Origin of the sequence: Streptomyces sp. NPDC002130, from assembly GCF_040296465.1 — a bacterium.
Classification (GTDB): domain Bacteria; phylum Actinomycetota; class Actinomycetes; order Streptomycetales; family Streptomycetaceae; genus Streptomyces.
In genome coordinates this window covers 19,401-46,137 of sequence record NZ_JBEOXI010000006.1, presented here as the reverse complement: position 1 = coordinate 46,137, position 26,737 = coordinate 19,401, and the positions used below count along the sequence as shown (strand labels likewise).

The following is a 26,737-nucleotide window of genomic DNA, read 5'->3' as shown; positions in this document are numbered from 1 at the left end:
AGGGATTCACCCGGCGCGTCTGTGTTGTTTGGGACGAGATCGTTTCTCGACGTACATCCGCTCGTCAGCGGATTTCAACACTTCGTCCGCCGTCATTCCACAGTGTGCCCATCCGATGCCGAAGCTGGCACCGACCCGGACGGCCCGCCCCTCGGCACGGATGGGCTGGATGATCTCGTTGCGGAGGCGGACCGCGAGGTCCTGCGCGTCGGCGCGGCCGAGCCCGTCGGCCAGGATGACGAATTCGTCACCCCCGAGCCGGGCGACGGTGTCACCGTCGCGGACGCCGTTGCTCAGCCGCCGGGCGACCTCGATGAGAACCGCGTCACCCGCGTTGTGCCCGAACCGGTCGTTGATCGACTTGAAGCCGTCGAGGTCGCAGAAGAGCACGGCGAGCCCCTTGGTGCCGTCGTCGTGGCCCCCGTCCGGGGCGACGGTGTGCACATGGTGGTCGTAGGCGTCGTACGGCTCGGCGCTCTGCCGGAAGTCGAAGCCGGGCCCGACCACGTCGAAGTCGGGATGGCCGTAGGCCGCGTCGACGGATTCCACGGCGGTGTGCGGGGATGACGCGCGTTGACAGAGCCGGGCGGACAGGCGCGAGCGCAGCTCCGCGGAGTTCGGCAGGCCGGTGAGCGAGTCGTGCGAGGCGCGGTGGGCGAGCTGGAGCTCGCGGCGCTTGCGCTCCTCGATGTCCTCGACGTGGGTGAGGAGGAAGCGCGGGCCGTCGGCGGCGTCGGCGACCACGCTGTTGCGCAGGCTGACCCAGACGTACGTGCCGTCCCGGCGGCCGAGGCGCAGCTCCGCGCGTCCGCCCTCCGCCGAGGTGCGCAGCAGGGTGCCTATGTCCTCGGGGTGGACCAGGTCGGAGAAGGAGTAGCGGCGCATCGCGGAGGCGGGGCGGCCCAGCAGTCGGCACAGCGCGTCGTTGGTGCGCAGGATCCGGCCGTGCTGGTCGCCGCCCATCTCGGCGATGGCCATGCCGGAAGGTGCGTACTCGAAGGCCTGCCGGAAGCTTTCCTCGCTCGCCCGCAGTGCCTGCTGCTCGCGCTCCAGGCGGACCAGCGCGCGCTGCATGTTGGCGCGCAGCCGGGCGTTGCTGATGGCGATGGCGGCCTGGAAGGCGTACATCTGGAGCGCCTCGCGGCCCCAGGCTCCGGGTCGGCGGCCGTTGCGCGGCCGGTCCACGGAGAGCACGCCGATCAGTTCGCCGCCCGCCGCGCTGCCCTGCGGACCGGGCGCGTACATGGGGGCGAAGAGGCGGTCGGCCGGGTGCCACTCGTCCTCGAAGCGGGGGGCGGGGCCGTCGGTGTACCACTGCGGGACGTCGTCGTCGTCGAGGACCCAGCCCTCGGTGTGCGGTATGAACACCAGGTCGCCCCAGTGCTCGCCCATGCCGAGGCGGCGCTCCCAGGACTCGCGCGAGCCGACACGGCCGGTGATGAGGGCCTCGGCGGCGGGGTTCCCGGCGAAGGCGGCGACGACGAGGTCGCCGTCCGGCCGTACGAGGTTCACGCACGCCAGCTCGTACCCGAGGGCGGTGACGACGCCCTCCGCGACGGTCTGCAGTGTGTCCGCCAGGCTGCGGGCCGTGTTCATGTCGGCCATGACCTGGTGCAGTTGTCGCAGGGACGCAAGACGGACGTAGGGCTCCGACTCGGTCTCCATGCTCGCCCTCCCCCCGAGTACTCGCAGCGATTCAAGGGTTCTCGTCGGCGTATCGCCCTGGCAGCTTCCCCGCCACTGAATCACAGCGCGCTGCTCACTCGGTACACAGGGTCAACAATTCCTGCCCCTTGTGACTCAAGTCACAGGCAAACCTGAACAATTGAGTGGAGTTTCTGCGTTTTCGCGTGCGTCTACCGAACGCAAACTTTGTCAGGTTGCGCCCATGTATTTCCCCGGTACCCGTCACACGACCGCGGATGTCCGTCGGTGGTCCTAAGACCGTGATCGGGCGGGAGTCCGATGCGGGGCCCGCGGGGCGGAGATTAGCGTTCCGGGTGTGCCGAACACTCCCGCTGCCACGTCCCCGATCATTCCGTCGCCCGCCTCCGGGCATGCTGAGGGGGTGAGCAACGACGAGTTCCGCGCCGCCATGTCCCGGCTGGCCTCGGGCGTGGTCCTGGTGACCGCGCAGGAGCCGCCGCTCGACCCGGACGACCCCACGGCGCCGGGCGGCGAGGACGTGGGCATGACGGCCACGGCCTTCATGTCGGTGTCCCTGGACCCGCCCCTGGTGCTGGTGAGCCTGCGTGAGGGCTCCCGCATGGACGAGCTGCTGGAGGAGCAGGAGCTGTGGGCGGTCTCGGTCCTCTCCGAGAGCCAGCGGCACATCGCGGGCCGCTTCGCGATGAAGGGCCGCGTCAGCGACCGGCTGCTGTTCGCGGACATCCCCTGCACGCGCGGCGAGTACACCGGCTCCCCGCTGGTCGGCGGCGCCCTGGCCGTCCTGGAGTGCCGCACCGAGCAGCGGGTCCGGGCGGGCGACCACACGCTGGTCATCGGCCGCGTGCTGACGGCAGGGGTGCCGAGCGCGGAGGGGGGCCCGCTGACGTATTTCCGGGGCCGGTACCGGCAGTTGGGCTGAGAAAACCCGTTGCCCCGGGCGCGAACCGCCTGCCTAGGGTGCGCGCATGACCACGACCGGCCCGCGCCTCGAAGAGATCACCGCCGCCAATCTCGACACCGCCCTCGGTATCCGCGTCCGTCCCGACCAGGACCACGCGGTCGCACCCGTCGTGAAGTCCCTCGCCGAGGCCTACGTCCATCCCGGCGCCGCCTGGCCCCGCCTGATCGTCGACGGCGACCGCCCGGTCGGCTTCCTCATGGCCTTCCTCGACATCGACTGGTACGAGGACGGCAGCGTCCGCCGCTCGGGCCTGTGGCGGCTGAACATCGCGGCTGATCAGCAGGGCAAGGGGTACGGCCGGTTCGCCGTCGAGTCGGTGGCGGCCGAACTGCGCCGGCGCGGCGGCAAAGAGCTCTACGTCACCTGGCACCCGGGGCCCGACGGCCCGGAACGGTTCTACCTGGGACTGGGCTTCCGCCCGAACGGGGAGACCAGCGGGGGCCAGACGGTGGCGGTCCTGGAACTGCCGTGACCCCAGCCGTCATGGAACTGCCCTAAGCCTTCTGCAACACCCTCAGCCCCAGTTCCGCGCGGAGCGCCCCTGCTTCGTCTCCGAGCGCTGCTTCTTCTCCCGCAGCCGGCGCTCGTTGATGCCCCGGGGGATCCGGGTCGGCTTGCGGGGCTTGGGCGGGGGCGCGGTGGCCTCGGCCAGGAGCGCGGTGAGGCGTACGGCGGCGGCCTCGCGGTTGCGCCACTGGGAGCGGTGCTCGGAGGACCGTACGGTGACGATCCCGTCGACCAGGCGCCCGGCCAGCCGCTCCAGGGCACGCTGCTTCCACACCGCGGGCAGCGCCTCGGTCTTCGCCAGGTCGAAGCTCAGCTCGACCTTCGAGTCGCTGGTGTTGACGTGCTGCCCGCCCGGCCCCGACGACCGCGAGAAACGCCACATGAGCTCGGCCTCGGGCAGGGAGACGGAGCCGCGGATGACATGGGGACCGGACATGCCGTCCATGTTCCCGCTCCTGTCCCGTCCACGTCACCCGAATATCGCGAGTAAAGAAAGTAAAGGACCTGGAACCTCGCGTACCCCTCTCCACGTTCATGGGGGTAGCTGTAGCTTCGGTGCCGCAGCTTCTTTGCCGCACGTAAACGAGGGAAGGGACTCCCAACAATGGCTGTAAGCCTGTCCAAGGGTGGCAACGTCTCGCTCACCAAGGAGGCTCCGGGCCTGACCGACGTCACCGTGGGCCTCGGCTGGGACGTCCGCACCACCACCGGCACGGACTTCGACCTCGACGCCTCGGCGATCGCGGTCAACACGCAGGGCAAGGTCTACTCGGACGCCCACTTCGTCTTCTTCAACAACAAGCAGACGCCGGACAACACCATCGTCCACACCGGCGACAACCGCACGGGTGAGGGCGCCGGCGACGACGAGGCGATCAACGTCAACCTCGCCGCCCTCCCGGCCGACATCGACAAGATCGTGTTCCCGGTCTCGATCTACGACGCCGAGAACCGCAGCCAGAACTTCGGCCAGGTCCGCAACGCCTACATCCGCATCGTCAACCAGGCCGGCGGCGCGGAGATCGCCCGCTACGACCTGTCGGAGGACGCGGCGACGGAGACGGCCATGGTCTTCGGCGAGCTCTACCGCAACGGCGCCGAGTGGAAGTTCCGCGCCGTCGGCCAGGGCTACGCCTCGGGCCTGGTCGGCATCGCCCAGGACTTCGGCGTGAACGTCTGACACACGCCTGAGCGTTGTGAAGAGACCCCCCGGGCCGGACAACCGGCCCGGGGGGTCCTCCTCGAGGGCGCGGGGAACTGCGCCACCAGCCACAACCTGCCCGCACCGAACAGAGCACCTGAGCCCCTACGGCGCGTCGAAATCCTCCCCACCCGGGTACGTTCCCCACGTGATCCTCGACCTTCTGCCGGCGGCCCCCCTCGGCGATCCCCTCCTCGCCGAGCTGACCGCCCTCTACGCCTCCAACCACGCGTTCCACACCCTGACCGGCGACTTCCCCGACCCGAAGGACATCCGCCCCGAGCAGGTCGCCGCCGCACTGTCGGAGGAACGGGAGCAACCCGGCACCGAGATCCTGCTCGCCCGCAGCTTCGGCCGGCTCATCGGCATCGCCGTCACCCTCGCCCACCACCCCGACCCCGCCGACCCGGACCCCTGGATCGGCTTGCTGATGGTGGACGCGCCTCTGCACGGCCAGGGCCACGGCCGCCGCTTGGCCGCACTCGTGGAGGACCGCTTCCGCGCTACCGGCCGCAGCGCGGTCCGCCTGGCCGTCCTGGCGAACAACCCGAAGGCCCTGGCCTTCTGGACCGCCCTCGGCTACCAGGTCGTCGACCACCGTGAGGATCTGCAGCACGGACGCCCCTGCACGGTCCTTCGCAAGGAACTGACCACCCCGTGAGGCCTCAGGGCCGCTCCGGCTTGCCGTCCCCGTACAGCCAGTCCTCCCAGACCTGCTCCAAGTCCGCGCCGGGCGCCTGCTTCTCGACGTAGGCCGTGAAGTCGGCGGTGTCGGCGTTCCCGTACCGGTACGTCGCCGCCCACCCCTTGAGGATCGAGAAGAACCGCTCGTCCCCGACCGCCTGCCGCACCTTCTGCAGCACCATCGCCCCCCGCCAGTACACCGGAGGGCCGGAGATCCGCGCGGCGCTCGGCGGGTCCGCCGGCGGGAACTCCCAGATCTCCTCCCCGGCCTCCTCCGTGTCGAAGTGCGCGCCGGAGTACACCGCGTCGAACGTCTCCTGCGCGCTCCGTCCTCCGTGGTCCTCCTCCCACAGCCACTCCGCGTACCGCGCGAACCCCTCGTTGAGCCACATGTCCCGCCAGCTCTCGGGCGTGACGGAGTCGCCGTACCACTGGTGGGCGAGCTCATGGACGAGGAACGTGATGTCGGGGGCGCCGGGGAACACCGGCCGGCTCTGGGTCTCCAGGGCGTAGCCGACGAAGCCCGCGCGGTCGACGATCACGCCGGTCGTGGCGAAGGGGTACGGCCCGAATCGCCGCTCCGACCACCGCAGCACCTCGGGAAGCCGCCCGAGCACGGGCCGGCTCGCCGCCGCCTCGACCGGGTCGACGGCCGTGTACACGGGCAGGTCCCCGGCCCGGGAGCGGCTGATGTCGAAGCGGCCGATCGCGAGGGTGGCGAGGTAGCTCGCCATCGGCTCACCGGTGTGCCACACGGACGTCGTACGCCCCCGCTCGGTCGTCTCGCTCCGCAACTCCCCGTTGGAGACGGCCCGCAGCCCCTTCGGCACGGTCACCGTGAGGTCGTACGCCGCCTTGTCGGAGGGGTGGTGATTGCCGGGGAACCACGCCATCGACCCCGTCGGCTCGCCCAGCGCGAGCGCCCCGTCCGGGGTGCGCACCCAGCCCTCCTCGGAACCGTCCGGGTCGGTGACGGTCTCGGGGGCTCCGGAGTAGCGGACGGTCACGCGGAACGTGTCGTCCCGGTCGATGTCGCCGTGCGGCCGGACGGTGAGCTCCTGCCCGGCGCGGTTCCAGCGGGCGACCTCGCGGCCGACGGTGATCCGCTCGACCTCCATGCCGAGCAGGTCGAGGTTGAAGGCGGAGAGGTCCTTGGTCGCGCGGGCGGTGAGGGTGGCCGTGCCGGTGAGGTGGTGGGCTCCGGGGTCGTAGGCGAGACGCAGTCCGTAGTGGGTGACGTCGTAGCCGCCGTTGCCGGCCTTCGGGAAGTAGGGGTCCCGGACGCCGGAGCCGCCCGGGGTGCCGTGCACCCCGCCGCCGCAGGCGGTGAGGACGAGGGAGCAGACGAGCAGGGTGGCTGCGGGCAGCGTGGGGACAAGGCGTACAGATCGGGCCACGTTCGCGATCCTACGGGCGCGTGACACCATCACCTCCGTGCTCGACATCGGCTACGCCCTCTCCAACCGCTTCCCCGACCCGCCGCAGACCGACTACCGCCGCGCGGACGTCCGGGCACTGCGGCACGACCTGTTCTGCGGGGACGTCTACCTGGCGGACACCAAGACGGATCACGAGGTGTCCACAGCCTGGGGATGGGTGCCGGTGCTCGACTTCGCGTGGGCGCTGTGCGACATCGTGGAGCGGATCGACCGGGATCCGGCGGGCTCCAGGGCGTCCCGGCCGCAGCGGGCGGAGCTGGACTTCACCGAGTCGACGGACCGGATGCTGTTCGAGCGCCGCTTCGGCTGGGTGGACATCGAGGCCGACTGGATGCGCGCGGAGGAGCCCGCGCTGACCGTCTCCCACAGCGAACTGCGCCGCGAGGCACGGGACTTCCTGCACGACCTGATCGCCGACCTCACCGACCTGCACGACGACCTCGCGGAGAACCCGGCCATCTGGACCCTCCAGGCCCGCTTCCCCCGGGTCTCCTGACGCGTTCCAGCGACCGCGATGACACCATCGCCGGTGATCAGTACCTGACACGGGGAGCGGGAGCATGACCACGGGGCGCATGACCACGAGGCGCGTGACGTACCACCTGAACCACAAGGCGCACCCACCGGCCGTGGTCGGCGACGACGGAGCGGGGCAGGGCACTTCCGCGCGGCTCAGCCGCGACCTCGACAGTCCCGCTCCGGACCGGCTTCGCTCGATCCGGGCCTTCCATCTGCGCGCCGAGGACGGCACACCGGTAGCCCGTGTGGTCACGGAACAGCCCCTGGGCACACGGCTGAGCGGGCGCCCGGCGGTGTACCACGTCCTGGATCCCCACGGCGCGCCGCTCGGCCGGATCACCTTCCGGCGGCGCCGCGCCTTCCGCTGGGGACGCAAGCGCTGGACCGTGGAGCCTGTCGCCGGGCCCGTCCTCCACGGCTACGCGGGCCGTCTCGTGTGGTGGGCGCTGTGGTGGCCTCTGGGGCTGCCCGTCCGTCTGCTGTTCCTGCTGTGGGTCCTGATGGCGGAAGCCGACGACGGTTTCCGCCCGCCCCGGCGCATCATCTGGCGGGACTCCTCCCGCGGCGCCCACCTGGTCTTCCGCGCGGTGGCCGAGGACTACCGGATGCTGCGGCACGACCTGGACCCGCGCCTGGTCAACGCCCTCATAGCGCTGCACCAGTCATACGACCCGGCGGAGGAGGCCGGCTCGCTGGGCTGGTACGAGACCTGAGCCCCTCCGCGGTGCCGGGCGGCGCGTCAGCCCTCCACCCGGATCCCCCACTGAGCGGCCAGCACGGGCGCCAGATCCAGCAGCTGTGCCGTGCTGATCACCGCCCCCGACAGCCGGTCGAGGCCGCGGCTGATCTCCAGGGACGCGGCGCCGCGCAGGTCGACGTCCGTGAGGGTCGCCGCGTGCAGGTCGGCGCCCTTCAGGGCGCAGTCCACGAACTCCACGCGCTCCAGGCGGGCTCCGCCGAAGTCCGGCTCGACCAGGACGCAGCCCTCGAAGACGACGTCTCTGAGCCGGGCCGTGCGCAGGTTCAGATAGTCGAACTTGCCGCCGCGGATCAGCACCCGCTCCAGCACCGCCCCGTGCAGCTGCGGTCCGCCGAGCCGGGCGTCGGTCAGCTCCACATCGCGCAGGGTCGCCTCGGCGAGGTCGGTGCCGACGCCCCGGACGCCGGTGAGGGCCGCATCCAGGAAACGGGCGTGCCGCAGCCGGGTCTCGTCCAGCGCGCAGCCCGTCAGGGCGCAGTCCATGAAACGGGCGCACGATCCGTCCTGCCCGGACAGGTCGGCGTCCCGGAACTCCAGCCCGTCGTAGTCCCCGTCCGGCTCCAGCTCCCCGCCCCCGTACGGCTCCAGCGCCGGCAGCCGCACCTCCGGTCGCCGCGCACCCTTCACACCCGTACCGCCCGCCGCTCTCCTCGCCATGCCCCCATCCTGCACTCCGCCACTGACAAAGGGCCCTGACCTGCGCGGACACCGGTGGTGTCACATTCCGGCGCCCTCGATCGGTCGTACTCCCAGAAGGCGGCCCCGACCCGAGGGAGATCCACAGTCATGCATCGCATCACCGTCATCGGCGGCGGCTTCGCCGGACTGACCGCGGCCATCACCGCTGCCGAGGCCGGCGCCAAGGTCACCGTCCACGAGGCCCACCACACCCTCGGCGGCCGGGCGCGCACCGCCGAGGGCCCGTACCGCACCAACGAGGGCCCGCACGCCCTCTACAACGGCGGCCCGCACTGGGCCTGGCTGAAGCAGCGCGACCTCATCGGCCCGCTCGCCCCGCTCCCGCCCCTGGAGGCGGCCCGGCTCCGGCTGCGGCACCACGGCGTGCTGCGCCGCACCCCGCCCTTCCCGATGCTGAAACTGCTGCGCCGGACGGGCCGGCAGGCCCCCGTCGACGCCGACTTCCTCACCTGGGCGACGGGCGTCGCGGGCGAGGAGGGGGCCCGGGCCGCCGCCCACTACTCGGCGGTCGCCCTGTTCCACCACGACCCCGGGTCGCTGTCGGCCGCATTCGTGCAGCAGCGGTTGCGCCGGGCCACCAAGCTGCCGCCCGAGGCGCACTACCCGCGCGGCGGCTGGGCGAGCCTCATCGACCGGATGGCCGCCCGCGCCTGGAACCTGGGCGTCAGGATGGAGACGCTGTCCCGCGTCGACACGCTCCCCACCGACACGCCTGTCGTCGTCGCCACCTCCCTCGACGCCGCCCGCCGCCTGCTCGGCGACGACTCCCTGAGCTGGCCGAGCGGCCGTACCGCCCTCGTCGACCTGGCCGTGCGCACCCGGCGCGGGGACGCCTTCGCGGTCTCCGACCTGGACGCACCCGGCTGGCTGGAGCGGTTCACCGCCCAGGACCGCAGCCTGGCACCGGCCGGGGAGCAGCTGATCCAGGGCCAGATCCCCCTCGCCCCGCACGAGTCCAAGGCCGACGGCACCGCCCGCGCCGAGCAGCTGCTGGACCTCGGTTTCCCGGGCTGGCGCGAGCGCGTCACCTGGCGGCGCGAGTCGGTCGCCAACGGCCGTACCGGCGCGGTCGATCCGCCCGGCACCAGCTGGCGCGACCGGCCGGCCGTGGACCGGGGCGACGGGGTCTACCTCGCCGGCGACCAGGTCGCGGCCCCGGGCGTGCTGTCGGAGGTGTCCTTCAACAGCGCCCTGACGGCGGTCTCCCTGGCCCTCGGCCGACGCGAGCTTGACCTCAAGCAAGCTTGAGGGTGAAAGCTGGTCGCATCGAACGCCCCGTCAGAGGAAGCGAACGAACCAGAGGAGCTGTCATGCACGCCATCCGCCTGCACGCCTTCGGCCCGGCCGAGAACCTCACCTACGAGCAGGTCGAGGACCCCCGCCCGGGCCCCGGCCAGGTGCGGATCGCCGTACGCGCGGCGGGCGTCCACCTCCTGGACGCCGCCCTGCGCGAGGGCATGCCGGGCGGCCCGGCGAACGAGCCGGCGACCCTGCCCACCGTCCCCGGCCGCGAGGTCGCCGGTGTCGTCGAGTCCCTGGGCGAGGGCGTCGCCGGGCCGTGGCTCGGCAAGCGGGTCGTCGCCCACCTCGGCTTCGTCCCGGGCGGCTACGCCGAACTGGCCGTCACCGAGGCCCAGCGCCTGCACGAGATCCCCGGCAACCTGGACTTCGCCGAGGCCGTGGCCATGATCGGCACGGGCCGTACGGCGATGGGGATCCTGCAGTTCGCCGACCTCGGCCCCGACTCCGTGGTCGTCGTCCCGGCCGCCGCCGGAGGCATCGGCACCCTCCTCGTGCAGTACGCCAAGAACGCCGGGGCGAGAGTCGTGGGCCTCGCGGGCGGGCCGGAGAAGACCGCCCGGGTGCAGGCGGGCGGCGCCGATCTCGCCGTCGACTACAAGGACCCCGCCTGGCCCGCGAAGGTCCGCGCGCACCTCGGCGGCCGGACCGCGACCGTCGTCTTCGACGGCGTCGGCGGCGACGTCGCCCGCGAGGCCGTCGCCCTCCTCGGCCCCGGCGGCAGGCACATCGTCTTCGGCTGGTCCGGCGAGGGCATCCGGGACGGCGGCCCCTACCTCGTCGACGGCGTCTCCGAGCAGGTCCTCGGCCCGGCGATGCTGGGGAGGGCCGGCGGACCCGACCCCCTTCGCACCCTCGAACTGCGCGCCCTCACCGAGGCCGCGTCCGGCCGGCTCACCCCGGCGGTACAGCGCTTCCCGCTCGCCGAGGCCGCGGCGGCGCACCGGGCGCTGGAGAACCGGGGCACCACGGGAAAGGTGGTTCTGGAGCCCTGACCGGCCCCGGCGACCAGGTTGATACGCCCCCCGCAAAATCGCATGCCCCGCCCGGCACGCCCCACTACCGTGCCGGGAGTGATCGACATCCCCCGGGAACTGGCGGCATCACAGGAGAAGTTCAACGGCGAGGCGGGCCGCGTCTTCATCGCCGGACTGCCGGAGCAGTCGGCCCGCTTCCTCGACCATTGGGACCTCAGACCCGACGGACCATCCATGCACGGCGTCTCCGCCCTGGTCCTCCCGGTCATCCAGACCGCCGACGGCACCCCGGCGGTCCTCAAGCTCCAGATCCTCGACGAGGAGAGCGAGGGCGAACCGGTCGCGCTGCGCGCCTGGAACGGCGACGGAGCCGTCCGTCTCCTCGACCACGACGAACCCACCGGCACCATGCTGCTGGAACGCCTCGACGAGACCCGCATGCTGTCCCACGTGCCGGACGCCCATGAGGCCGTTGTCACCATCGCCGAGCTCCTGGCCCACCTCACGTCCTTCCCGGCCCCGCCCGGCATGCGCCGCCTCGGCGACATCGCCCGCGGCATGCTGGACCGGACCCCCTGGGCCCTCGCCCGCATCCCCGACCCGGAGGCCCGCCGCCTGATCTCCGACTGCGCGGCAGCCGTACGCGAGGTCATGGACGAGCCGGGCGACCGCCTCCTGCACTGGGACCTCCACGACGAGAACGTCCTCGCCTCCGGCCGCGCCCCCTGGCTCGCGATCGACCCCAAGCCCCTCGCCGGCGACCCCGGCTTCGAACTGTGGCCCGCCCTCGACAACCGCTACGACCCGGACGACATCCTCTGGCGCTTCGACGCCATGACCGACATCCTCACCCTGGACCGCCCCCGAGCCCGAGCCTGGACCCTCGCCCGCCTCCTCCAGAACACCCTGTGGGACATCGAGGACGCCCGGCCCGTCGACGACGCCCAGCTGGAGATCGCCCGGCGGCTGCGCGGTCGCGACCGCTGACGCGGGAGGGGAAGCGAACAGCCCCGGGCCGCGGTACCCCCCTCGTCGTACCGCGGCCCGGTGCCGGTCCGTCAGAAGCAGGGCCTGGACACGTTGCCCACCTCGTTGCCCTTGAGCAGGCCGCCCCAGATGTAGTTGCCGTCCGACAGCAGCACCCACTTGTCGTGGCTGATGCCGTTGGCGGTGACGGGACCGCCCACGAGCCAGCATTCGGCGCTGAGGCTCTGGTTCGCCGCGACGGTGTAGGCGATCCGGTAGCCCACCGCCGGCCCGATCCGCACGTTGCCGTTGATCCAGGTGACGACCGTCTGGCTGGCACGCACGGTCGCGGCGGCCCGCTCGGCCTGCTGGCCCGGCGCGGCGACCGCCGGAGCCGCCGTACCGGCCCCGACGAGGATCGCCGCGGCCGCCGCCGTCATGAGCTTGATCCGCGAACGTGAGGTGAAACGCTGCATCGTCGTCTGTCTCCTTCGATCACGCGCAACTCGCTGCCTGTGCTTCCATGTACGCCACCTGTACGCACGGCACGGCAGTCGGGTTGCAGCGGATACGGGATTCTTTTCCCGGACTTCCGGACGAGGACCACACGGGGGCGCAACGGGGCATGACGGAGGAGGAGTTCGACATCTTCTACGCCTCGGCCTTCCCGCGGCTGGTCGGGCGGGTCTACGCCGTGACGGGGGATCTGGCAGAGGCGCAGGACGTCGTCCAGGAAGCGTTCGTGCGCGCCTGGGACCGGCGGCGCGAGATGCTGACCGACGAGGCACCGGAGGCGTGGGTGCGTACGGTCGCGGTACGGCTCGCGGTCAGCCGCTGGCGTCGTGCCCGGCGCTGGCTGGAGCTGGTGCGCCACCACGCGGCCCCCGAGCATGTACCGGGCCCCGGCCCGGAGCACACCGCGCTGGTCCAGGCCCTGCGCAGGCTGCCGCAGGCACAGCGCACCGCGATCGTTCTGCACCATTTGTGCGACCTGAGTGTGGAACAGGTAGCCTCCGAGACCGGCGCGGCCGTGGGAACGGTCAAGGCCCGCCTGTCACGCGGCAGGGCCGCGCTCGCCGTGCATCTCGACGACCCCGAGCGGAACAGCGGTGAGAAGGAGGGCGACCGTGTCCGATGACCTCACCGACCTGCTGCACGAGGTCGCCGACCGGCATCGGGCCGCCCCGTCGGTGCCGGCGCAGGAGATCAGACGGCTGGCCGAGCGCCGTGGACGCCGGCGCCGTGCGGCGTACGCGGGCGGGGCCGCCGCCGTCGCACTGGCCCTCGCCGGTGGTCTGGCGGTGGCGTTCACCGGTCACGACGACGCCCGCCCCGCACCACCCGCCGCCGCGAGCGCCACCGCGCCACCACGGCCGTCACCGCCACAGCGGCAGGCAACGGCGACGGTCGACCTCACGCACCACGAACTCACTCTGTCCGGGCGCCGGTTGCCCGTATCCGGCGGCACCGCCCAGCATCCGACGCCGACCGGCCGGATGACCGTCGTCGCCAAGTACCCCGAACGGCGCTTGCCGGGCGCGACCGTCGGGCTGGGCGAGGAGTACGACGTCGCCATGCGCTGGGTGGTCGAGCTGCGGGCCGCCGACGGCACGACCAACTACCTCGTCGCCCTGACCTTCAACGAGCAGGCCCCCGGCGAGCGCGACGTCACACACGGCTGGATCGGGCTGCGCTCGGCGGACGCGAAGTGGTGCTACCAGCTGCTGCAGCCCGGCGACGTCGTCCGCATCAGCCGCACAGGCCCGGCCCCGGGCTGAGGCCGAGCACGCTCAAGACCGCTGACAACAAAACCCCAGGTCAGACAGCATCCGACCTGGGGTTTCAACAGAGCCCCCTGTCGGATTCGAACCGACGACCTACGCATTACAAGTGCGTTGCTCTGGCCAGCTGAGCTAAGGAGGCGGGTGCCGTGCACCGCGTTGCCGCGCGTGAGGGCGGCACCACTGTACACAGAGCCCGTTACGCCGAGCCACGAAGTTCCGTTCGGCCGGCCCCCTGCTCGACCTCGTAGGCGAACCGATACGCCACCTCCTGCTCACCGTGCCGTGCGGTGAAGTCGCCCTTTCCGGTGAGGCCGGTCAGCTCTCCGCTCCCCGACCCCGGCACCACCTCGAAGGTGCAGTGCACGGTGCCGTCCTCGCCGAAGAACCCCCGTTCCTCCACCGCGAAGCTCCCCTCACGGCCCTCGACGCGGCCGGTGAGGAGTTCCATGCCGCTGAAGGAGCCGGTCTTCGCGGTGACGTAGACGATCGCGTACTCGCAGGTCGTCCCGGCCGCCTCGATGCCGCCGGTGAAGGTGTTGCGGACCGAGGCGTGGGAGAGGCGGGGGTTCGCGTCCTCGCCGGGGCCGATCACGCGTTCCTGCCAGTCGGCGAAGGTGAAGTGGCCGGTGGTGGTGCTGGTGGTGCCGGGCATGGGTGGTCCTCTCGGTCGGCTCCGGATGTCCTCGACCAGCCTGGACGCCGTACCTGACATCTTCTGTCAGGTACGGCGACGTACACCGCGACAATGGCCCCCATGCGCGCCGACCGGCTCCTCTCCCTGCTCCTGCTGCTCCAGAACCGTGGGCGGATGACCGCGCCCGAGCTCGCCGCCGAGCTGGAGGTGTCGGTGCGGACGGTCTACCGGGACGTCGAGGCGCTGGGGGCGGCCGGTGTGCCGGTGTGCGCCGACCGGGGACCCGAGGGCGGCTACCGGCTGATCGACGGGTACCGGACGCGGCTGACCGGTCTGACCGACGCCGAGGCCGGTTCGCTGTTCCTCGCGGGGATGCCCGGGCCCGCGCGGGATCTCGGGCTGGGCGCGGTCCTGGCCAGCGCCCAGCTGAAGGTGCAGGCGGCGCTGCCCGCGGAGCTCGCCGGGCAGGCGCGGCGGGTGCAGGAGCGGTTCCACCTGGACGCGCCGGCCTGGTTCCGGGAGGCCGACCCGGTGCCGTGCCTGGAGGCCGTGGCGGCGGCCGTGTGGGAGCGGCGGGTGCTGCGGCTGCACTACCGGCGCTGGCGCGGCGAGGTGCGCCGGGAGGTGCGGCCGCTGGGGCTCGTCCTGAAGGGCGGCATCTGGTACCTGGTCGCCCTCGCGGAGGAGGCCGTACGGACCTACCGGGTGTCGCGGGTACTGGCCGTGGAGGAGACGGGGGACGTCTTCGAGCGGCCCGCCGGTTTCGACCTGGCCGCCTACTGGGCCGAGTCCTCCCGGCGTCTGGAGGCCGCTCTGCGGCAGGACACCGCCCGGCTGCGGATCTCGCCCCGCGCGCGGAAGCTGCTGCCGATGCAGTTCGGCGCGGCGGGCGTACGGGCCCTGGACAGCGCGGGCCCGCCCGACGGGGACGGCTGGGTGGAGGTGGAGCTGACCGTCGAGTCGGAGGCGGTGGCCGTGGGCGACCTGCTCCGGCTCGGCGCGGAGGCGGAGGTGCTCGGCCCTCCCGGGCTCCGGCAGGCCGTCGCCCGTGCGGTGGCCACGCTGGCCGACCGGTACGGGCAGCCGTGAACAGGCTCGGGCAGCCGTGAACAGGCTCGGGCAGCACTGAGCAGGCTCGGGCAGCCTGAACAGGGTCGAGCAGCCGTGAGCAGATCCGGTCAGCCGTGACGTGCCGCTTCGAAAATTTCCGCGAAGTTCACAGGCCCGGAACTACTGACAGACGTGTGAACGCCGGGTACCGTCCTGAGCCAGTTCACACGCGTGGACTACACCACAACGGAATCACCGTCGTGGCACCGCCTTCCTACTCGGATCGTCCGGCACGTTCCTGCCGGTAGAAGGGGTTCATTCACCATGGCCACTGTCTCGTTCGACAAGGCGACCCGGATCTACCCGGGTTCCACCAAGCCCGCCGTCGACGCGCTGGAGATCGACATCGAGGACGGCGAGTTCCTCGTCCTCGTCGGCCCCTCCGGCTGCGGCAAGTCCACCTCGCTCCGCATGCTCGCGGGGCTCGAGGACGTCAACGGCGGAGCCATCCGCATCGGCGACCGTGACGTCACGCACCTGCCGCCCAAGGACCGGGACATCGCCATGGTGTTCCAGAACTACGCGCTCTACCCGCACATGACCGTCGCCGACAACATGGGCTTCGCGCTCAAGATCGCCGGCGTCAACAAGGCGGAGATCCGGCAGAAGGTCGAGGAGGCCGCGAAGATCCTCGACCTCACCGAGTACCTGGACCGCAAGCCGAAGGCCCTCTCCGGCGGTCAGCGCCAGCGTGTCGCCATGGGTCGCGCCATCGTGCGTGAGCCCCAGGTCTTCCTCATGGACGAGCCGCTGTCCAACCTGGACGCCAAGCTCCGTGTGTCCACGCGTACGCAGATCGCCTCGCTCCAGCGCCGCCTGGGCATCACCACCGTCTACGTCACCCACGACCAGGTCGAGGCCATGACGATGGGCGACCGTGTGGCGGTCCTCAAGGACGGTCTGCTCCAGCAGATCGACACCCCGCGCAACATGTACGACAAGCCCGCCAACCTCTTCGTGGCCGGCTTCATCGGCTCCCCGGCGATGAACCTCGTCGAGGTGCCGATCACCGACGGCGGCGTGAAGTTCGGCAAGTCGGTCGTGCCGGTGCAGCGCGACGCCATCGCCGCCGCCACCGACAAGACCGTCACCGTCGGCGTCCGCCCCGAGCACTTCGAGGTGGCCGGCGCGGACGCCGAGCTGGGCCTCGCGGTCACCGTCAACGTCGTCGAGGAGCTCGGCGCCGACGCGTACGTCTACGGCACCGCCAAGGTCGGCGACGAGTCCAAGGACCTCGTGGTCCGCGTCAGCGGCCGTGACGTCCCGGAGAAGGGCAGCCAGCTGCACGTCGTGCCCCGCTCCGGCGAGACCCACGTGTTCTCGACGTCGACCGGTGCGCGCCTGTCCGACTGATCAACCAGCAAGCGCACAACCCCGGGTGAATCACCCAGGTTGACGAAAGAGGGCCCCGCGGCGTGCCGTGGGGCCCTCTTCGTTGTCGACAAATACCCCGGCAGATCGGACGTTTCGAGCGTTGTGCGTCAACGCCTTACCCAGAAAGTGGCCCTTTCTCATCCCCCGAACCGGTGACTAAATGTCTACAAACCATTACCGGGCGCTACCCTCACACGCGTGAAGCACTCCATGAACCAACAGACGCGACGCGGCCGGGGCCACGCCCGCCGGATCGGCCGCACCCTCGCTTTCGTCCTGCCCGTCGTCCTGGTGCTCTCCGGGACCCTGGCGGTCACCCGAGTCAACTGGTCGGGGAACTCCACCGACCCGGTGCTCACCGCCGCGGACACCTCCGTGGGCACCCCGCGGGCGGCCAAGCGCGCGCCCCAGGAGGTCCTGCGCGACAAGCTGCTGACCGAACTGCAGGAGGAGGACCCGGGCGTCGCCCTCACCCACCTCCAGCAGGCCGTCAACGGCCGCCCGTCGCTGGCGAAGCACTGCGCGTCCATCGCCCGCGCCCTCGGCCAGGCCGCCGTCGCGGTCTACGGCCCGACCCGCGCGCAGTCCTACGCCCGCCCGGTCTGTGACACCGCCTTCGCCACCGGCGTCGCCGCCGCCCACAGCTGAGCACACCGCCCTGCCACCGGGTGGGAAGTCCATCACGGCCGACGTGGGAACGATCGTCGGCCGCAGTCCCGGGCGGGACGCCACGTACAGTTCGTATCCATGAGCGATCCGAGCGCCGCGTCCCGCCCCGTTCAAGCCGTCGTTCTGGCCGGTGGCCAGGGCTCCCGGCTGCGTCCGTACACCGACGACCGGCCCAAGCCGATGGTCGAGATCCCCGGGACGGGGACGCCGATCATCGGCCATCAGCTGTCCTGGCTCGCCGACGAGGGTGTGACGGACGTCGTGGTCTCCTGCGGCCACCTCGCCGAGGTGCTGCAGAAGTGGCTGGAGACCGCCGAGTTGCCCGTCTCCGTCACGACGGTCGTCGAGCCGGAGCCGCTCGGGCGCGGCGGTGGCCTCAAGTACGCCGCGGCGCACCTTCCCCACCCCGACCAGCCCTGGTACGCGACCAACGGCGACATCTGGACGCGGTTCTCGCTGCGGGACATGGCCGATTTCCACGCCGAGCGGGACGCCCTCGCGACCCTGGCGCTGGCGCGGCCCCGGCTGCCGTGGGGCGCGGTGCGGACCGACGGCTTCGGGCGCATCACCGACTTCATCGAGGCACCGCCGTCGACGTTCGAGATCAACGCCGGCGTGTACGTCTTCTCCCCCGAGTTCGCCGGGCTGTTGCCGCACCGGGGCGACCATGAGCGGACGACGTTCCCACATCTGGCCCGTGAGCGGCGGCTGGCCGGGTTCACGATCCCCCAGGGGTCGTACTGGCGGGCCATCGACACGGCGAAGGACCTGACCGAGGCGGCGAAGGAACTGGCGGCGTTGGGGCGCTGAGGGCTCCGCCGGTTGGGGCGGGGGGCGGGTGCCTGCCCCCCGTCAAGGTGCTGCGGGCGTGTTTGAGCGCTGAGAGCTCGGCCGGTTGCTTTCCGTCGGCGGCTGACCGTTCGTCGTGGCTTGTCGCGCAGTTCCCCGCGCCCCTTGAGGGCCTTGTCCCCGAGCCCTTTGCCCCCTAAGGCGTGAGAAGGCCCCGCATCTGCGTGATGCGGGGCCTTCTGGCTTCTGGTCGGGGGTCAGCCCAGCAAGCCGCCCACCAAGCCCGGGCGGCCCGTGGAGGAGGAGCCTCCGGTGCCCGAGCCGCCGGTCGAGCCCGAACCGCCCGCCGCCGTGCCGCCGCCGGAGGTGGGGCCGGTCGTGGTGCTCGGCGCCTGGTTCTCCGGGGTGGACTGCTGGGGCGGGGCCTGGCCCGCGGTGCCCTGGGTCTGGCTGGGGGAACCGCCGGTGACGGTGCCGGTGTCGCGTGGGGCGTCCGGCCGGGTCGTGGTGCCCGCGCTGGGGCTCGCCGAGCCGGCCGTGGCGCCCTGGGTGGGCGAGGAGGAAGCCGACGGGGTCCGCTTCTCCTTGCGCTTGCCGGGCTCGCCCGGGAGCGGGGAGCCGGGCAGTTCGTTGCGCGGGGCCTCGCCGGGACCCGGGACCACGACCCGGTCGGCGTCACGGACGGCGCCGCCGAGCAGCGAGCCGACGAGCAGGGTGACGCCGGTGGCGATGGCGGTGACGAGGGCGCCGCGCCGCAGCACGTAGCGGCGCAGGTCCCAGATGTCGGCGCGGGGGCCGAGACGGCGCCAGGCACTGCCGGCCAGGCGGCCGTCGACGGAGTAGACGGGGGCGCCCGCGATGATCAGCGGAGACCAGGCGGCGAGGTAGATGATGTCGGGGGTCTCGTAGGCGGGGACGCTCTTCCAGCTGACCGTGACGAGCAGCGCGGCCGACAGCAGGGCGCCCAGGCAGGCGGCGACGCGCTGCCAGCAGCCCAGCACCGTCAGGACGCCGACGATGACCTGGGCGAAGGCGATGACCAGTCCCGCGCCGACCGGGTGCTCGAGGGCGAACTGGCGCAGCGGCTCGGCGACTTCCCACGGGTGCAGGGTGTTGAGCCACTTGACCATCGAGCCGCGCTTGCCGCCTTCGAAGTAGACGGGGTCGCACAGCTTGCCCATGCCGGCGTAGATGGAGATGAAGCCGAGGAAGACGCGCAGCGGGAGCAGGACGACGCCGAGATTCATCCGGCGCCCGGGGTAGTAGGCGTGCCGGGCCGGGTCGTCGCCGTGCCGCTTGGCCCGGCGCCCGGTGTCGTCCGCTTCGGTGTCGGACTCCTCGAAGTCGCCGTCCTGGTAGGCGGGTTCGTCGTAGGCGCTGCCGACCGTACGCATGGGGGGCAGCAGCCGGGCGCCATCGGCCGGGTCGTGGGTGCGCTGCGGGCCGACGACCGGGGTCTCGACGGTCTGGGCGAGGTCGCCCTCGTAGCCGTCGCCGCCGTAGCCCGCGCCCTGGTATCCGGGGCCGTCGTAGCCCGGGCCCACGCGGGAGATGACCTGGGTGGCTCCGGCGTCGGAGGCGGGCTCGTCGGCGTGGCGGACGCTCTCGTGTCGCACGGCCTGCAGGAGCCGGTGCGCGCCGGTGTCGTCGGGGGCGGATCTGCCGCTCCAGACGACGGGCCGGCGGCGGGCGGTGGCCCCGTCCGCCCCGCTCCTCACCTGGGGGATGCGGGCGGTGTCCTCGGTGGCGGTCAGATGCCGTGCGACCCGGGGCGACTGGACGCGACGCGTCGAGACGCCCAACTGCACGCGGAAACTCGCGTGATTGACGATGACCTGCGCCGGGTCGCTCGGCACCTTCACCATGCTCAGCGCGGGAGCGTCGTCGAGTCCCGACGAGCGGTCCCCCGTGGGTGTGCGGGGTGTTCTGGTGTCCACACTCATCTAACCGAGTGACGCCGCGTTAGGACACTGCTTTGACCCGCCGGATCTGTCCGGACCCCGTCAAGCTTGTCCTCATCGCCCCGATGACACTGTAATTACCCCGTACGGGTGAAGTTCCGGATGCTTGTTCAGCGGCGTCGGCGGGCCGCCTCGTACAGCACGATTCCCGCCGCCACACCGGCGTTGAGCGACTCGGCGCCACCCGGCATCGGGATCCGCACCCGGAAGTCGCACGTCTCCCCGACCAGCCGGGACAGCCCCTTGCCCTCGCTGCCGACGACGATGACGACGGGGCCGTCCAGCGCCTCCAGCTCACCGAGCTCCGACTCGCCGTCGGCGGCCAGGCCGACGACCGCGATGCCGGCCTTCTTGTACGCCTCCAGGGCCCGGGTCAGGTTGGTGGCGCGGGCGACCGGGGTGCGGGCCGCCGTACCGGCGGACGTCTTCCAGGCACCGGCGGTCATGCCGGCCGCGCGGCGCTCGGGGACGACGACGCCATGACCGCCGAAGGCGGAGACGGAGCGGACGACCGCGCCGAGGTTGCGCGGGTCGGTGACGCCGTCCAGGGCGACGATCAGCGGGTCCACACCCTCGTCGTGGGCGGCGGCCACCAGGTCCTCGGGGTGGGCGTACTCGTACGGCGGGACCTGGAGCACCATGCCCTGGTGGTTGAGGCCGTTGGTCATCCGGTCCAGCTCGGGACGCGGAGCCTCCATGAGGTTGATGCCACCGCGCTCGGCGGCGACCTGGAGGGCCTCGCGCACCCGCTCGTCGTTGTCGATGAACTGCTGGACGTAGAGGGTCGAGGCCGGGACGCCCTCGCGCAGCGCCTCCAGGACCGGGTTGCGTCCGACGACCAGCTCGGACGTGCCCTTGCCGCCGCGGCCGCGCACGGTGGGCCGGCGTACGGCCTGCTTCGCCTTGGCGTTGGCGACGCGGTTCTTCTTGTGCCCCTTGCGCATCTCGGCGGGCGGGGTGGGGCCCTTGCCTTCCAGGCCCCGGCGCCGCTGGCCGCCACTGCCGACCTGCGCGCCCTTCTTGCCGGACATGCGGCGGTTGTTGGCTGCCATGACCTACCTGTCTCTGCTGTCGCCCTGAGGCGGTGAACTGCGTACGTCTGTGAAGTGTGCCGCCCGGAGGCCCGGGCGGCACAATCGATCTTCCGACCGCGGCCGGGCTAGCGGGGGCCGAGGCTCCAGCGCGGGCCCTGCGGGCTGTCCTCGATGACCAGGCCGGACTGGCTCAGCTGGTCGCGGATGGCGTCCGCGGTGGGCCAGTCCTTGCGGGCCCGGGCGGCCTCGCGCTGGTCGAGGACCATGCGCACCAGCGTGTCGACCACGCCGTGCAGGTCTTCGCCCCGGTCGCCCTCCCCGGCCCACTGGGCATCCAGCGGGTCGAGGCCGAGCACCCCGAGCATCGCGCGGACCTCGGCGAGCCGGGCCACGGCGGCTTCCTTGTCGTCGGCGGCCAGCGCGCTGTTGCCCTGCCGGACGGTGGTGTGCACCACGGCAAGGGCCTGCGGCACGCCCAGGTCGTCGTCCATGGCCTCGGCGAAGGCGAGCGGCACCTCGGCGGCGGGCTCGACGACGCCGGCCTTCTCCACCACGCGCTGCACGAAGCCCTCGATCCGCGCGAACGCCGACTCGGCCTCGCGCAGCGCCTCCTCGCTGTACTCGATCATCGAGCGGTAGTGCGGGGTGCCGAGGTAGTAGCGCAGCACGATGGGCCGCCAGCGCTTGACCATCTCGCTGACCAGGACCGAGTTGCCGAGCGACTTGGACATCTTCTCGCCGCTCATGGTGACCCAGGCGTTGTGCACCCAGTACCGCGCGAACTCGTCGCCGTAGGCCTTGGCCTGGGCGATCTCGTTCTCGTGGTGCGGGAAGACCAGGTCCAGGCCGCCGCCGTGGATGTCGAAGGCGGCCCCGAGGTACTTGTGCGCCATCGCCGAGCACTCCAGGTGCCAGCCGGGCCGGCCGCGGCCCCACGGCGTCTCCCAGTCGGGCTCGCCGGGCTTGGTGGCCTTCCACATGGCGAAGTCGCGCGGGTCGCGCTTGCCGGTGATGCCCTCCTCGGCGGGCTGCCGCATCTCGTCGAGGTCCTGCCGGGACAGCTCCAGATAGGAGGGCCAGGAGCGGACGTCGAAGTAGACGCTGCCGTCGGCCTCGTAGGCGTGCCCGCGCTCGATGAGGCCGCGCATCATCTCGACCATCTCGGTGATGTGGCCGGTGGCACGCGGCTCGTAGGTGGGCGGCAGGCAACCGAGCACGGTGTAGCCGTCGTTGAAGGCGCGCTCGTTCTCGTAGCCGATGGCCCACCAGGGGCGGTTCTGGTCGGCCGACTTAGCGATGATCTTGTCGTCGATGTCCGTCACGTTCCGCACGAACGTGACGTCGTAGCCGCGGTAGGCGAACCAGCGGCGCATGATGTCGAAGTTCAGCCCGGAGCGGATGTGCCCGATGTGCGGGGCGGCCTGCACGGTGGCACCACACAGGTAGATCGAGACGCAACCCGGCTGGAGCGGGGAGAAGTCACGGATCTGCCGGGCGCTGGTGTCGTACAGGCGAATAGTCACCCCTCCAGGGTAGTGGGCCCCGGGGTGTGCCTCGGGTACTTCCCCTCGGGGCGTCCGGATTCGTGACACAGACGACGGGAACGCCCCGAGCGCCCGCCCCTCAGCCGGTGCGTACGACCAGGGCCGTGGCCACGGCCATCAGCCCTTCCTCCCGGCCGGGGAAGCCCAGCCCGTCCGTCGTCGCGCCCGAGACCGACACCGGGGCTCCGGCCGCCGCCGACAGGAGCTTCTGGGCCTCGTCCCGGCGCTTGCCGATCTTCGGGCGAGGACCCACCACCTGTACGGCGATGTTGCCGATCCGGAAGCCGGCCTCGCGCACGATGCGCGCGGCCTCCGTCAGGAGGGTGACCCCGGAGGCGCCCGACCACTCGGGGCGGCCCGTGCCGAAGTGCTGCCCCAGGTCGCCGAGGCCGGCGGCGGAGAAGAGGGCGTTGCAGGCGGCGTGGGCGACGACGTCCGCGTCGGAGTGGCCGGCCAGGCCCGGGCCCGCGTCCTCCCACTTCAGGCCGGCGCACCACAGCTCACGGCCTTCCTCGAAGGCGTGGATGTCGGTGCCGATGCCCACCTGGGGCAGAACGGGCTGGTCAGAAGCCATCGTTGAGCCTCCTGCGGGCCAGGACCGCCTCCGCGAGGACCAGGTCCAGGGGACGGGTGACCTTGAAGGCCTCCTCGTGGCCGGGGACGGCCACGACCGTGAGGCCGAGCTGCTCGACCATGCCGGCGTCGTCGGTGACCTCGCCGGTCACCGACTGGTGCGCCCGGACCAGCGTGGCCCGGTCGAAGCCCTGCGGGGTCTGCACCGCGCGCAGCAGGGCGCGCTCCGGCGTGGCGACGACCGGCTCCGGCTCGCCGGGGGTGCCGGCGGGCTCGACCTGCTTGACGGTGTCGGCGAGCGGCAGCGCCGGGACGACGGCCGGGGCGCCGTCCCGTACCGCCTCGATCACGGCGTCGACCGTGTCCACCGGCACCAGCGGCCGGGCCGCGTCGTGGACCAGCACGATGTCGTGGCCGGACGGCAGCGCGTCCAGGCCGAGCTTCACGGACTCCTGGCGGGTCTGCCCGCCCGGGACGACGAGGAAGTCCGTCCGCTCGGGCAGGGCGTGCGCGTCGAGCAGCGACTTGACCTCGGCGGCGCCGTCGGGCGGGGCCACGACGACCACCAGGCCGACGGCACGGGAGGCGGCCATCGCGCGGACCGCGTGGATCAGCATGGGGGTACCGCCGAGCGCACGGAGCGCCTTGGGGGCGCCCGGGCCCAGCCGGACACCACGGCCGGCGGCCGGGATCACGGCCGCCGTTCGGGCCGCGGAGGGGCCGGCGGACGGCGAGGGACGCGAATCGTCAGACATCGGTTCCTGTCAGGTTTGTGTGCTGGCCTGGCGTGGGTATGGCCTGGAGGAGTGCCGGGCGCGACGCGCTCGACCGGACCCTTCCGTGACGCCGGTCGAGCCGGCTGCCCGGGCCCGGCACCCCCGAAACACCGGGGCGTGAGTGATAACACATCCCGGGGTGACGGCGCATCGGCGCCGGAGTACGAACATGCCGCAGCGCCCGGCGACAGGAACTTCGTCATCGGGCACCGCGGCATTTCGATGTGCAGGCGCGCGCTTGATCAGCTTCGACCAGCAGCCTTGATCAGCAGCTTCGATCGGCGCAGAGCACTGAGCGACAGGCTTCGCCTCAGGAGGCGAGAACCTCGTCGAGCAGGGCCTCGGCCTTGTCCTCGTTGGTGTTCTCCGCGAGGGCGAGCTCGCTCACCAGAATCTGGCGGGCCTTGGCGAGCATGCGCTTCTCACCGGCGGAGAGTCCGCGCTCACGCTCACGACGCCACAGGTCACGCACCACTTCCGCGACCTTGATGACATCGCCCGAGGCGAGCTTCTCCAGGTTTGCCTTGTATCGACGGGACCAGTTCGTGGGCTCCTCGGCGTACGGTGCGCGCAGCACCTCGAAGACCCGGTCCAGCCCGTCCTGACCGACCACATCACGCACGCCGACGAACTCCGCATTGTCCGCTGGCACACGTACCGTCAGGTCGCCCTGGGCGACCTTCAGCACCAAGTAGGTCTTGTCCACGCCTTTGATCTGGCGAGTTTCGATGGCCTCGATCAGCGCGGCCCCGTGATGGGGATAGACCACGGTGTCGCCAACCTTGAACGTCATGTGACAGGTACCCCTTCCGTGGCTATCCAGAGTAACACGGAAACTGCGGGTTCTGAATGGCGTTTTCGCAGGTCAGGGCATATCTCGGGGCTTGACAACTCCGACAGGAACGTGCTTCGGACAGGGATCGGAAGAAGGTATTCGCAGGTGGGAGCGGCTCTTCGGGGCGAGGGAAACGCGTACGTTACACACATCCGGAGCATCCTCCAGAGGGCCGAACATCCCTAAATGTCCGGTTCCGTATGATCGACTTCCGCTACTCCGTTCGGTGGCCCGAGCCGGGTTCCGGTCGAATCCGGAATTGATCACGAGGTGCCCCGACGGGCCGCCGGTGATCAATTCCGGGGGGCCCGCGCATTCCTTCACGGAACATTTGCGGTGCCGCCCGGGCCTCTTATGTGAATGCCGGACGGACACCACGCCAATGCGGCGCGGGAGGCAGGTGTGACCCAGGTGGGATCAACGGTGCCGGGGGGTCGGGTGCGGCCGGACGAGGACGGCTCGGTAACCTAAGGCCCGCTGACAGACACTTAGGGCGGCTTTATCGGCCGCTCCGCTCGAGTCAAGGAGTTGCCGCCGCCGTGAGCAGCAGCCTTCGACGCGGCACTCTCGCCGCGGCCGCCATCGCGTTCTCGATCGCCTCGCTCGCCGCGTGCGGCGCCGGCAACGACGCCCAGACGCTGGAGATCAAGCCGGACAACGCGGCGACGAGCGTCGGCGACATCAAGATCCAGAACGCGATCGTCATCACGCAGCCCGATCTCGAGTCGACCGGCCCGGCCGCGATCTCCGCGACCTTCTTCAACTCGGGCAGGACTGCCGAGACGCTGGAGTCCATCACCCTCCCCGGCACCGGCAAGACCGCCGAGCTCAAGCCCGCCAAGGGCGGCAGCCTGAGCATCCCGCCCGGCGGCTCGCTGGTCCTGGGCGGCAAGGACAACGCCACGGCGATGCTGCCGAGCAGCCGTGAGGCCGTGCAGGACGGCAACGCCCAGAAGGTCACCTTCACCTTCAGCAAGACGGGTGCCGTGAGCCTGCGCGCGTTCGTCGTCCCCGCCGAGCACTACTTCAAGGAGTGGGGCCCGACCGAGGTGCCGGCCGCGCCGGGCGCCTCGTCGTCCCCGTCCGGTTCGCCGTCGGGTTCGCCGTCCGGTTCTCCCGCCGAGGGTGGGTCGGGCGCGCCCGCGGGCGGTGAGACGCCGGGTGGCCACCAGGCGTCCGGGACGCCGACCGACGCGGCCTCCGCGAGCGCCGGCGCCGGGCACTGACAAGACGCGACGCGAAGGGCGGGACCTCTCCTGGGAGAGGTCCCGCCCTTTGTGTCGCCGTCGTACGCGGCCGGCTTACGGCTCGAACTTGTAGCCGAGACCGCGGACCGTCACCAGGTAGCGCGGGGCGCCCGGGTCCGGCTCGATCTTGGCGCGCAGGCGCTTGACGTGGACGTCGAGGGTCTTGGTGTCACCGACGTAGTCGGCACCCCAGACGCGGTCGATGAGCTGCATGCGGGTCAGGACGCGGCCGGCGTTGCGCAGCAGCATCTCCAGCAGGTCGAACTCCTTGAGCGGCAGGTCGATCTTGGTGCCGCCGACGGTGACCACGTGCCGGTCGACGTCCATGCGGACCGGGCCGGCCTCCAGGGCCGCCGGCGTGATCTCCTCGGGCTCGCCTCTGCGGCGCAGCACGGCGCGGATCCGCGCGACCAGCTCGCGCGAGGAGAACGGCTTGGTGACGTAGTCGTCGGCTCCTATCTCCAGCCCGACGACCTTGTCGATCTCGCTGTCCTTGGCGGTCACCATGATGACGGGGACGTTGGAGCGGCCGCGCAGCTGGCGGCAGACCTCGGTGCCCGGCAGGCCGGGCAGCATCAGGTCGAGGAGGACGAGGTCGGCGCCGTTGCGCTCGAACTCGTCGAGTCCGTCGGGCCCCGTGGTCGCGACGGCGACCTCGAAGCCCTCCTTGCGGAGCATGTACGACAGGGCGTCGGAGAAGGACTCCTCGTCCTCGACGACGAGCACT

General features: G+C 71.7%; 29 protein-coding genes and 1 tRNA gene. 16 read left to right on the top strand and 14 right to left on the bottom strand.

Annotated features, from left to right (window positions below):
* Window positions 1-6: 6 nt before the first annotated feature.
* Entirely contained in the window at window positions 7-1,665 is a 1,659-nt protein-coding gene (gene cdgB, locus ABT116_RS02195; RefSeq protein WP_351626547.1) for a diguanylate cyclase CdgB, read from the bottom strand.
* Window positions 1,666-2,002: 337 nt separating this feature from the next.
* On the opposite strand from cdgB, the gene ABT116_RS02190 reads away from it, so the two are divergent.
* Both ABT116_RS02190 and ABT116_RS02185 read left to right on the top strand, forming a co-directional pair.
* A complete protein-coding gene (locus tag ABT116_RS02190) occupies window positions 2,003-2,587 on the top strand; it encodes a flavin reductase family protein (RefSeq protein WP_351626545.1) in 585 nt (194 codons plus the stop codon).
* Window positions 2,588-2,633: 46 nt separating this feature from the next.
* The gene (locus ABT116_RS02185) at window positions 2,634-3,101 is read left to right on the top strand and encodes a GNAT family N-acetyltransferase (protein WP_351626542.1); all 468 of its coding nucleotides are present in this window, start codon (window positions 2,634-2,636) and stop codon (window positions 3,099-3,101) included.
* A 42-nt stretch (window positions 3,102-3,143) separates the two neighbouring features.
* On the opposite strand, the gene arfB is transcribed toward ABT116_RS02185, so the two are convergent.
* Window positions 3,144-3,581, bottom strand: coding sequence for an alternative ribosome rescue aminoacyl-tRNA hydrolase ArfB (gene arfB, locus ABT116_RS02180; RefSeq protein ID WP_351626540.1), 438 nt, complete (start codon window positions 3,579-3,581; stop codon window positions 3,144-3,146).
* A gap of 159 nt (window positions 3,582-3,740) precedes the next feature.
* Between arfB and ABT116_RS02175 the strand changes: the two genes are divergently transcribed.
* On the top strand, window positions 3,741-4,316 hold the full coding sequence (locus tag ABT116_RS02175) for a TerD family protein (protein ID WP_033312269.1): 576 nt from the start codon (window positions 3,741-3,743) through the stop codon (window positions 4,314-4,316).
* 169 nt (window positions 4,317-4,485) lie between these two features.
* A complete protein-coding gene (locus ABT116_RS02170) occupies window positions 4,486-4,998 on the top strand; it encodes a GNAT family N-acetyltransferase (RefSeq protein WP_351626537.1) in 513 nt (170 codons plus the stop codon).
* A gap of 4 nt (window positions 4,999-5,002) precedes the next feature.
* Here ABT116_RS02170 and ABT116_RS02165 read toward each other — a convergent pair whose 3' ends face one another.
* Window positions 5,003-6,448 carry a M1 family metallopeptidase gene (locus tag ABT116_RS02165; RefSeq protein ID WP_351626593.1) on the bottom strand — a complete coding sequence of 482 codons (1,446 nt, stop codon included), beginning with the start codon at window positions 6,446-6,448 and terminating at the stop codon, window positions 5,003-5,005.
* Between the two features lie 7 nt (window positions 6,449-6,455).
* Here ABT116_RS02165 and ABT116_RS02160 point away from each other — a divergent pair, with 7 nt between their 5' ends.
* Together ABT116_RS02160 and ABT116_RS02155 are read left to right on the top strand one after the other, a co-directional pair.
* The gene (locus tag ABT116_RS02160; RefSeq protein ID WP_184910036.1) at window positions 6,456-6,956 is read left to right on the top strand and encodes a hypothetical protein; all 501 of its coding nucleotides are present in this window, start codon (window positions 6,456-6,458) and stop codon (window positions 6,954-6,956) included.
* A 79-nt stretch (window positions 6,957-7,035) separates the two neighbouring features.
* On the top strand, window positions 7,036-7,692 hold the full coding sequence (locus ABT116_RS02155) for a hypothetical protein (protein ID WP_351626535.1): 657 nt from the start codon (window positions 7,036-7,038) through the stop codon (window positions 7,690-7,692).
* 26 nt (window positions 7,693-7,718) lie between these two features.
* On the opposite strand, the gene ABT116_RS02150 is transcribed toward ABT116_RS02155, so the two are convergent.
* Complete coding sequence (locus ABT116_RS02150; protein ID WP_351626533.1) at window positions 7,719-8,396, bottom strand: pentapeptide repeat-containing protein; 678 nt, start codon at window positions 8,394-8,396, stop codon at window positions 7,719-7,721.
* Window positions 8,397-8,525: 129 nt separating this feature from the next.
* Between ABT116_RS02150 and ABT116_RS02145 the strand changes: the two genes are divergently transcribed.
* The 3 genes from ABT116_RS02145 (at window position 8,526) to ABT116_RS02135 (ending at window position 11,701) form a co-directional block, all read left to right on the top strand.
* The gene (locus ABT116_RS02145; protein ID WP_351626531.1) at window positions 8,526-9,686 is read left to right on the top strand and encodes an FAD-dependent oxidoreductase; all 1,161 of its coding nucleotides are present in this window, start codon (window positions 8,526-8,528) and stop codon (window positions 9,684-9,686) included.
* Between the two features lie 62 nt (window positions 9,687-9,748).
* Complete coding sequence (locus ABT116_RS02140) at window positions 9,749-10,732, top strand: zinc-binding dehydrogenase (RefSeq protein ID WP_351626529.1); 984 nt, start codon at window positions 9,749-9,751, stop codon at window positions 10,730-10,732.
* 42 nt (window positions 10,733-10,774) lie between these two features.
* Window positions 10,775-11,701: an aminoglycoside phosphotransferase family protein gene (locus ABT116_RS02135; RefSeq protein WP_502983804.1), complete on the top strand. Its 927-nt coding sequence runs from the start codon at window positions 10,775-10,777 to the stop codon at window positions 11,699-11,701.
* Window positions 11,702-11,772: 71 nt separating this feature from the next.
* Here ABT116_RS02135 and ABT116_RS02130 read toward each other — a convergent pair whose 3' ends face one another.
* Window positions 11,773-12,156 (bottom strand): SH3 domain-containing protein, encoded by a 384-nt coding sequence (locus ABT116_RS02130; RefSeq protein ID WP_351626523.1) that lies wholly within the window; start codon window positions 12,154-12,156, stop codon window positions 11,773-11,775.
* A 149-nt stretch (window positions 12,157-12,305) separates the two neighbouring features.
* Between ABT116_RS02130 and ABT116_RS02125 the strand changes: the two genes are divergently transcribed.
* Entirely contained in the window at window positions 12,306-12,818 is a 513-nt protein-coding gene (locus tag ABT116_RS02125) for a SigE family RNA polymerase sigma factor (RefSeq protein ID WP_351626521.1), read from the top strand.
* Entirely contained in the window at window positions 12,808-13,458 is a 651-nt protein-coding gene (locus ABT116_RS02120) for a L,D-transpeptidase (RefSeq protein ID WP_351626518.1), read from the top strand. Before ABT116_RS02125 ends, ABT116_RS02120 begins: the two co-directional genes overlap by 11 nt.
* Before the next feature lie 71 nt (window positions 13,459-13,529).
* Here the strand turns inward: ABT116_RS02120 and ABT116_RS02115 are convergent.
* Together ABT116_RS02115 and ABT116_RS02110 are read right to left on the bottom strand one after the other, a co-directional pair.
* Window positions 13,530-13,603, bottom strand: a tRNA-Thr gene (locus ABT116_RS02115).
* A 57-nt stretch (window positions 13,604-13,660) separates the two neighbouring features.
* Window positions 13,661-14,116, bottom strand: coding sequence for a DUF3224 domain-containing protein (locus ABT116_RS02110; RefSeq protein ID WP_351626516.1), 456 nt, complete (start codon window positions 14,114-14,116; stop codon window positions 13,661-13,663).
* A 102-nt stretch (window positions 14,117-14,218) separates the two neighbouring features.
* On the opposite strand from ABT116_RS02110, the gene ABT116_RS02105 reads away from it, so the two are divergent.
* The 4 genes from ABT116_RS02105 to ABT116_RS02090 all read left to right on the top strand — a co-directional run bounded on the left by ABT116_RS02105 (window position 14,219) and on the right by ABT116_RS02090 (window position 18,061).
* On the top strand, window positions 14,219-15,187 hold the full coding sequence (locus tag ABT116_RS02105; protein ID WP_351626515.1) for a helix-turn-helix transcriptional regulator: 969 nt from the start codon (window positions 14,219-14,221) through the stop codon (window positions 15,185-15,187).
* Between the two features lie 285 nt (window positions 15,188-15,472).
* Window positions 15,473-16,561: an ABC transporter ATP-binding protein gene (locus ABT116_RS02100; RefSeq protein ID WP_344466332.1), complete on the top strand. Its 1,089-nt coding sequence runs from the start codon at window positions 15,473-15,475 to the stop codon at window positions 16,559-16,561.
* A 219-nt stretch (window positions 16,562-16,780) separates the two neighbouring features.
* Window positions 16,781-17,230: a hypothetical protein gene (locus ABT116_RS02095; protein WP_351626511.1), complete on the top strand. Its 450-nt coding sequence runs from the start codon at window positions 16,781-16,783 to the stop codon at window positions 17,228-17,230.
* A 99-nt stretch (window positions 17,231-17,329) separates the two neighbouring features.
* Window positions 17,330-18,061 carry a nucleotidyltransferase family protein gene (locus ABT116_RS02090; RefSeq protein WP_351626508.1) on the top strand — a complete coding sequence of 244 codons (732 nt, stop codon included), beginning with the start codon at window positions 17,330-17,332 and terminating at the stop codon, window positions 18,059-18,061.
* A gap of 236 nt (window positions 18,062-18,297) precedes the next feature.
* On the opposite strand, the gene ABT116_RS02085 is transcribed toward ABT116_RS02090, so the two are convergent.
* From ABT116_RS02085 to ABT116_RS02060, 6 genes are all read right to left on the bottom strand, one after another.
* Window positions 18,298-19,983: a DoxX family protein gene (locus ABT116_RS02085; RefSeq protein ID WP_351626506.1), complete on the bottom strand. Its 1,686-nt coding sequence runs from the start codon at window positions 19,981-19,983 to the stop codon at window positions 18,298-18,300.
* A gap of 128 nt (window positions 19,984-20,111) precedes the next feature.
* On the bottom strand, window positions 20,112-21,053 hold the full coding sequence (rlmB, locus tag ABT116_RS02080; protein ID WP_351626503.1) for a 23S rRNA (guanosine(2251)-2'-O)-methyltransferase RlmB: 942 nt from the start codon (window positions 21,051-21,053) through the stop codon (window positions 20,112-20,114).
* A 107-nt stretch (window positions 21,054-21,160) separates the two neighbouring features.
* Window positions 21,161-22,558 (bottom strand): cysteine--tRNA ligase, encoded by a 1,398-nt coding sequence (gene cysS / locus ABT116_RS02075; RefSeq protein WP_351626500.1) that lies wholly within the window; start codon window positions 22,556-22,558, stop codon window positions 21,161-21,163.
* 100 nt (window positions 22,559-22,658) lie between these two features.
* Window positions 22,659-23,153, bottom strand: coding sequence for a 2-C-methyl-D-erythritol 2,4-cyclodiphosphate synthase (gene ispF / locus ABT116_RS02070; protein WP_351626497.1), 495 nt, complete (start codon window positions 23,151-23,153; stop codon window positions 22,659-22,661).
* On the bottom strand, window positions 23,143-23,907 hold the full coding sequence (ispD, locus tag ABT116_RS02065; protein WP_351626489.1) for a 2-C-methyl-D-erythritol 4-phosphate cytidylyltransferase: 765 nt from the start codon (window positions 23,905-23,907) through the stop codon (window positions 23,143-23,145). The genes ispF and ispD overlap by 11 nt, the downstream gene beginning before the upstream one ends.
* 331 nt (window positions 23,908-24,238) lie before the next feature.
* The gene (locus tag ABT116_RS02060) at window positions 24,239-24,721 is read right to left on the bottom strand and encodes a CarD family transcriptional regulator (protein WP_003953493.1); all 483 of its coding nucleotides are present in this window, start codon (window positions 24,719-24,721) and stop codon (window positions 24,239-24,241) included.
* Between the two features lie 581 nt (window positions 24,722-25,302).
* Here ABT116_RS02060 and ABT116_RS02055 point away from each other — a divergent pair.
* A complete protein-coding gene (locus ABT116_RS02055; protein ID WP_351626483.1) occupies window positions 25,303-25,989 on the top strand; it encodes a copper chaperone PCu(A)C domain-containing protein in 687 nt (228 codons plus the stop codon).
* A 75-nt stretch (window positions 25,990-26,064) separates the two neighbouring features.
* Here ABT116_RS02055 and phoP read toward each other — a convergent pair whose 3' ends face one another.
* A complete protein-coding gene (gene phoP, locus ABT116_RS02050; protein ID WP_502983806.1) occupies window positions 26,065-26,736 on the bottom strand; it encodes a two-component system response regulator PhoP in 672 nt (223 codons plus the stop codon).
* Between the last annotated feature and the right edge of the window lies 1 nt (window position 26,737).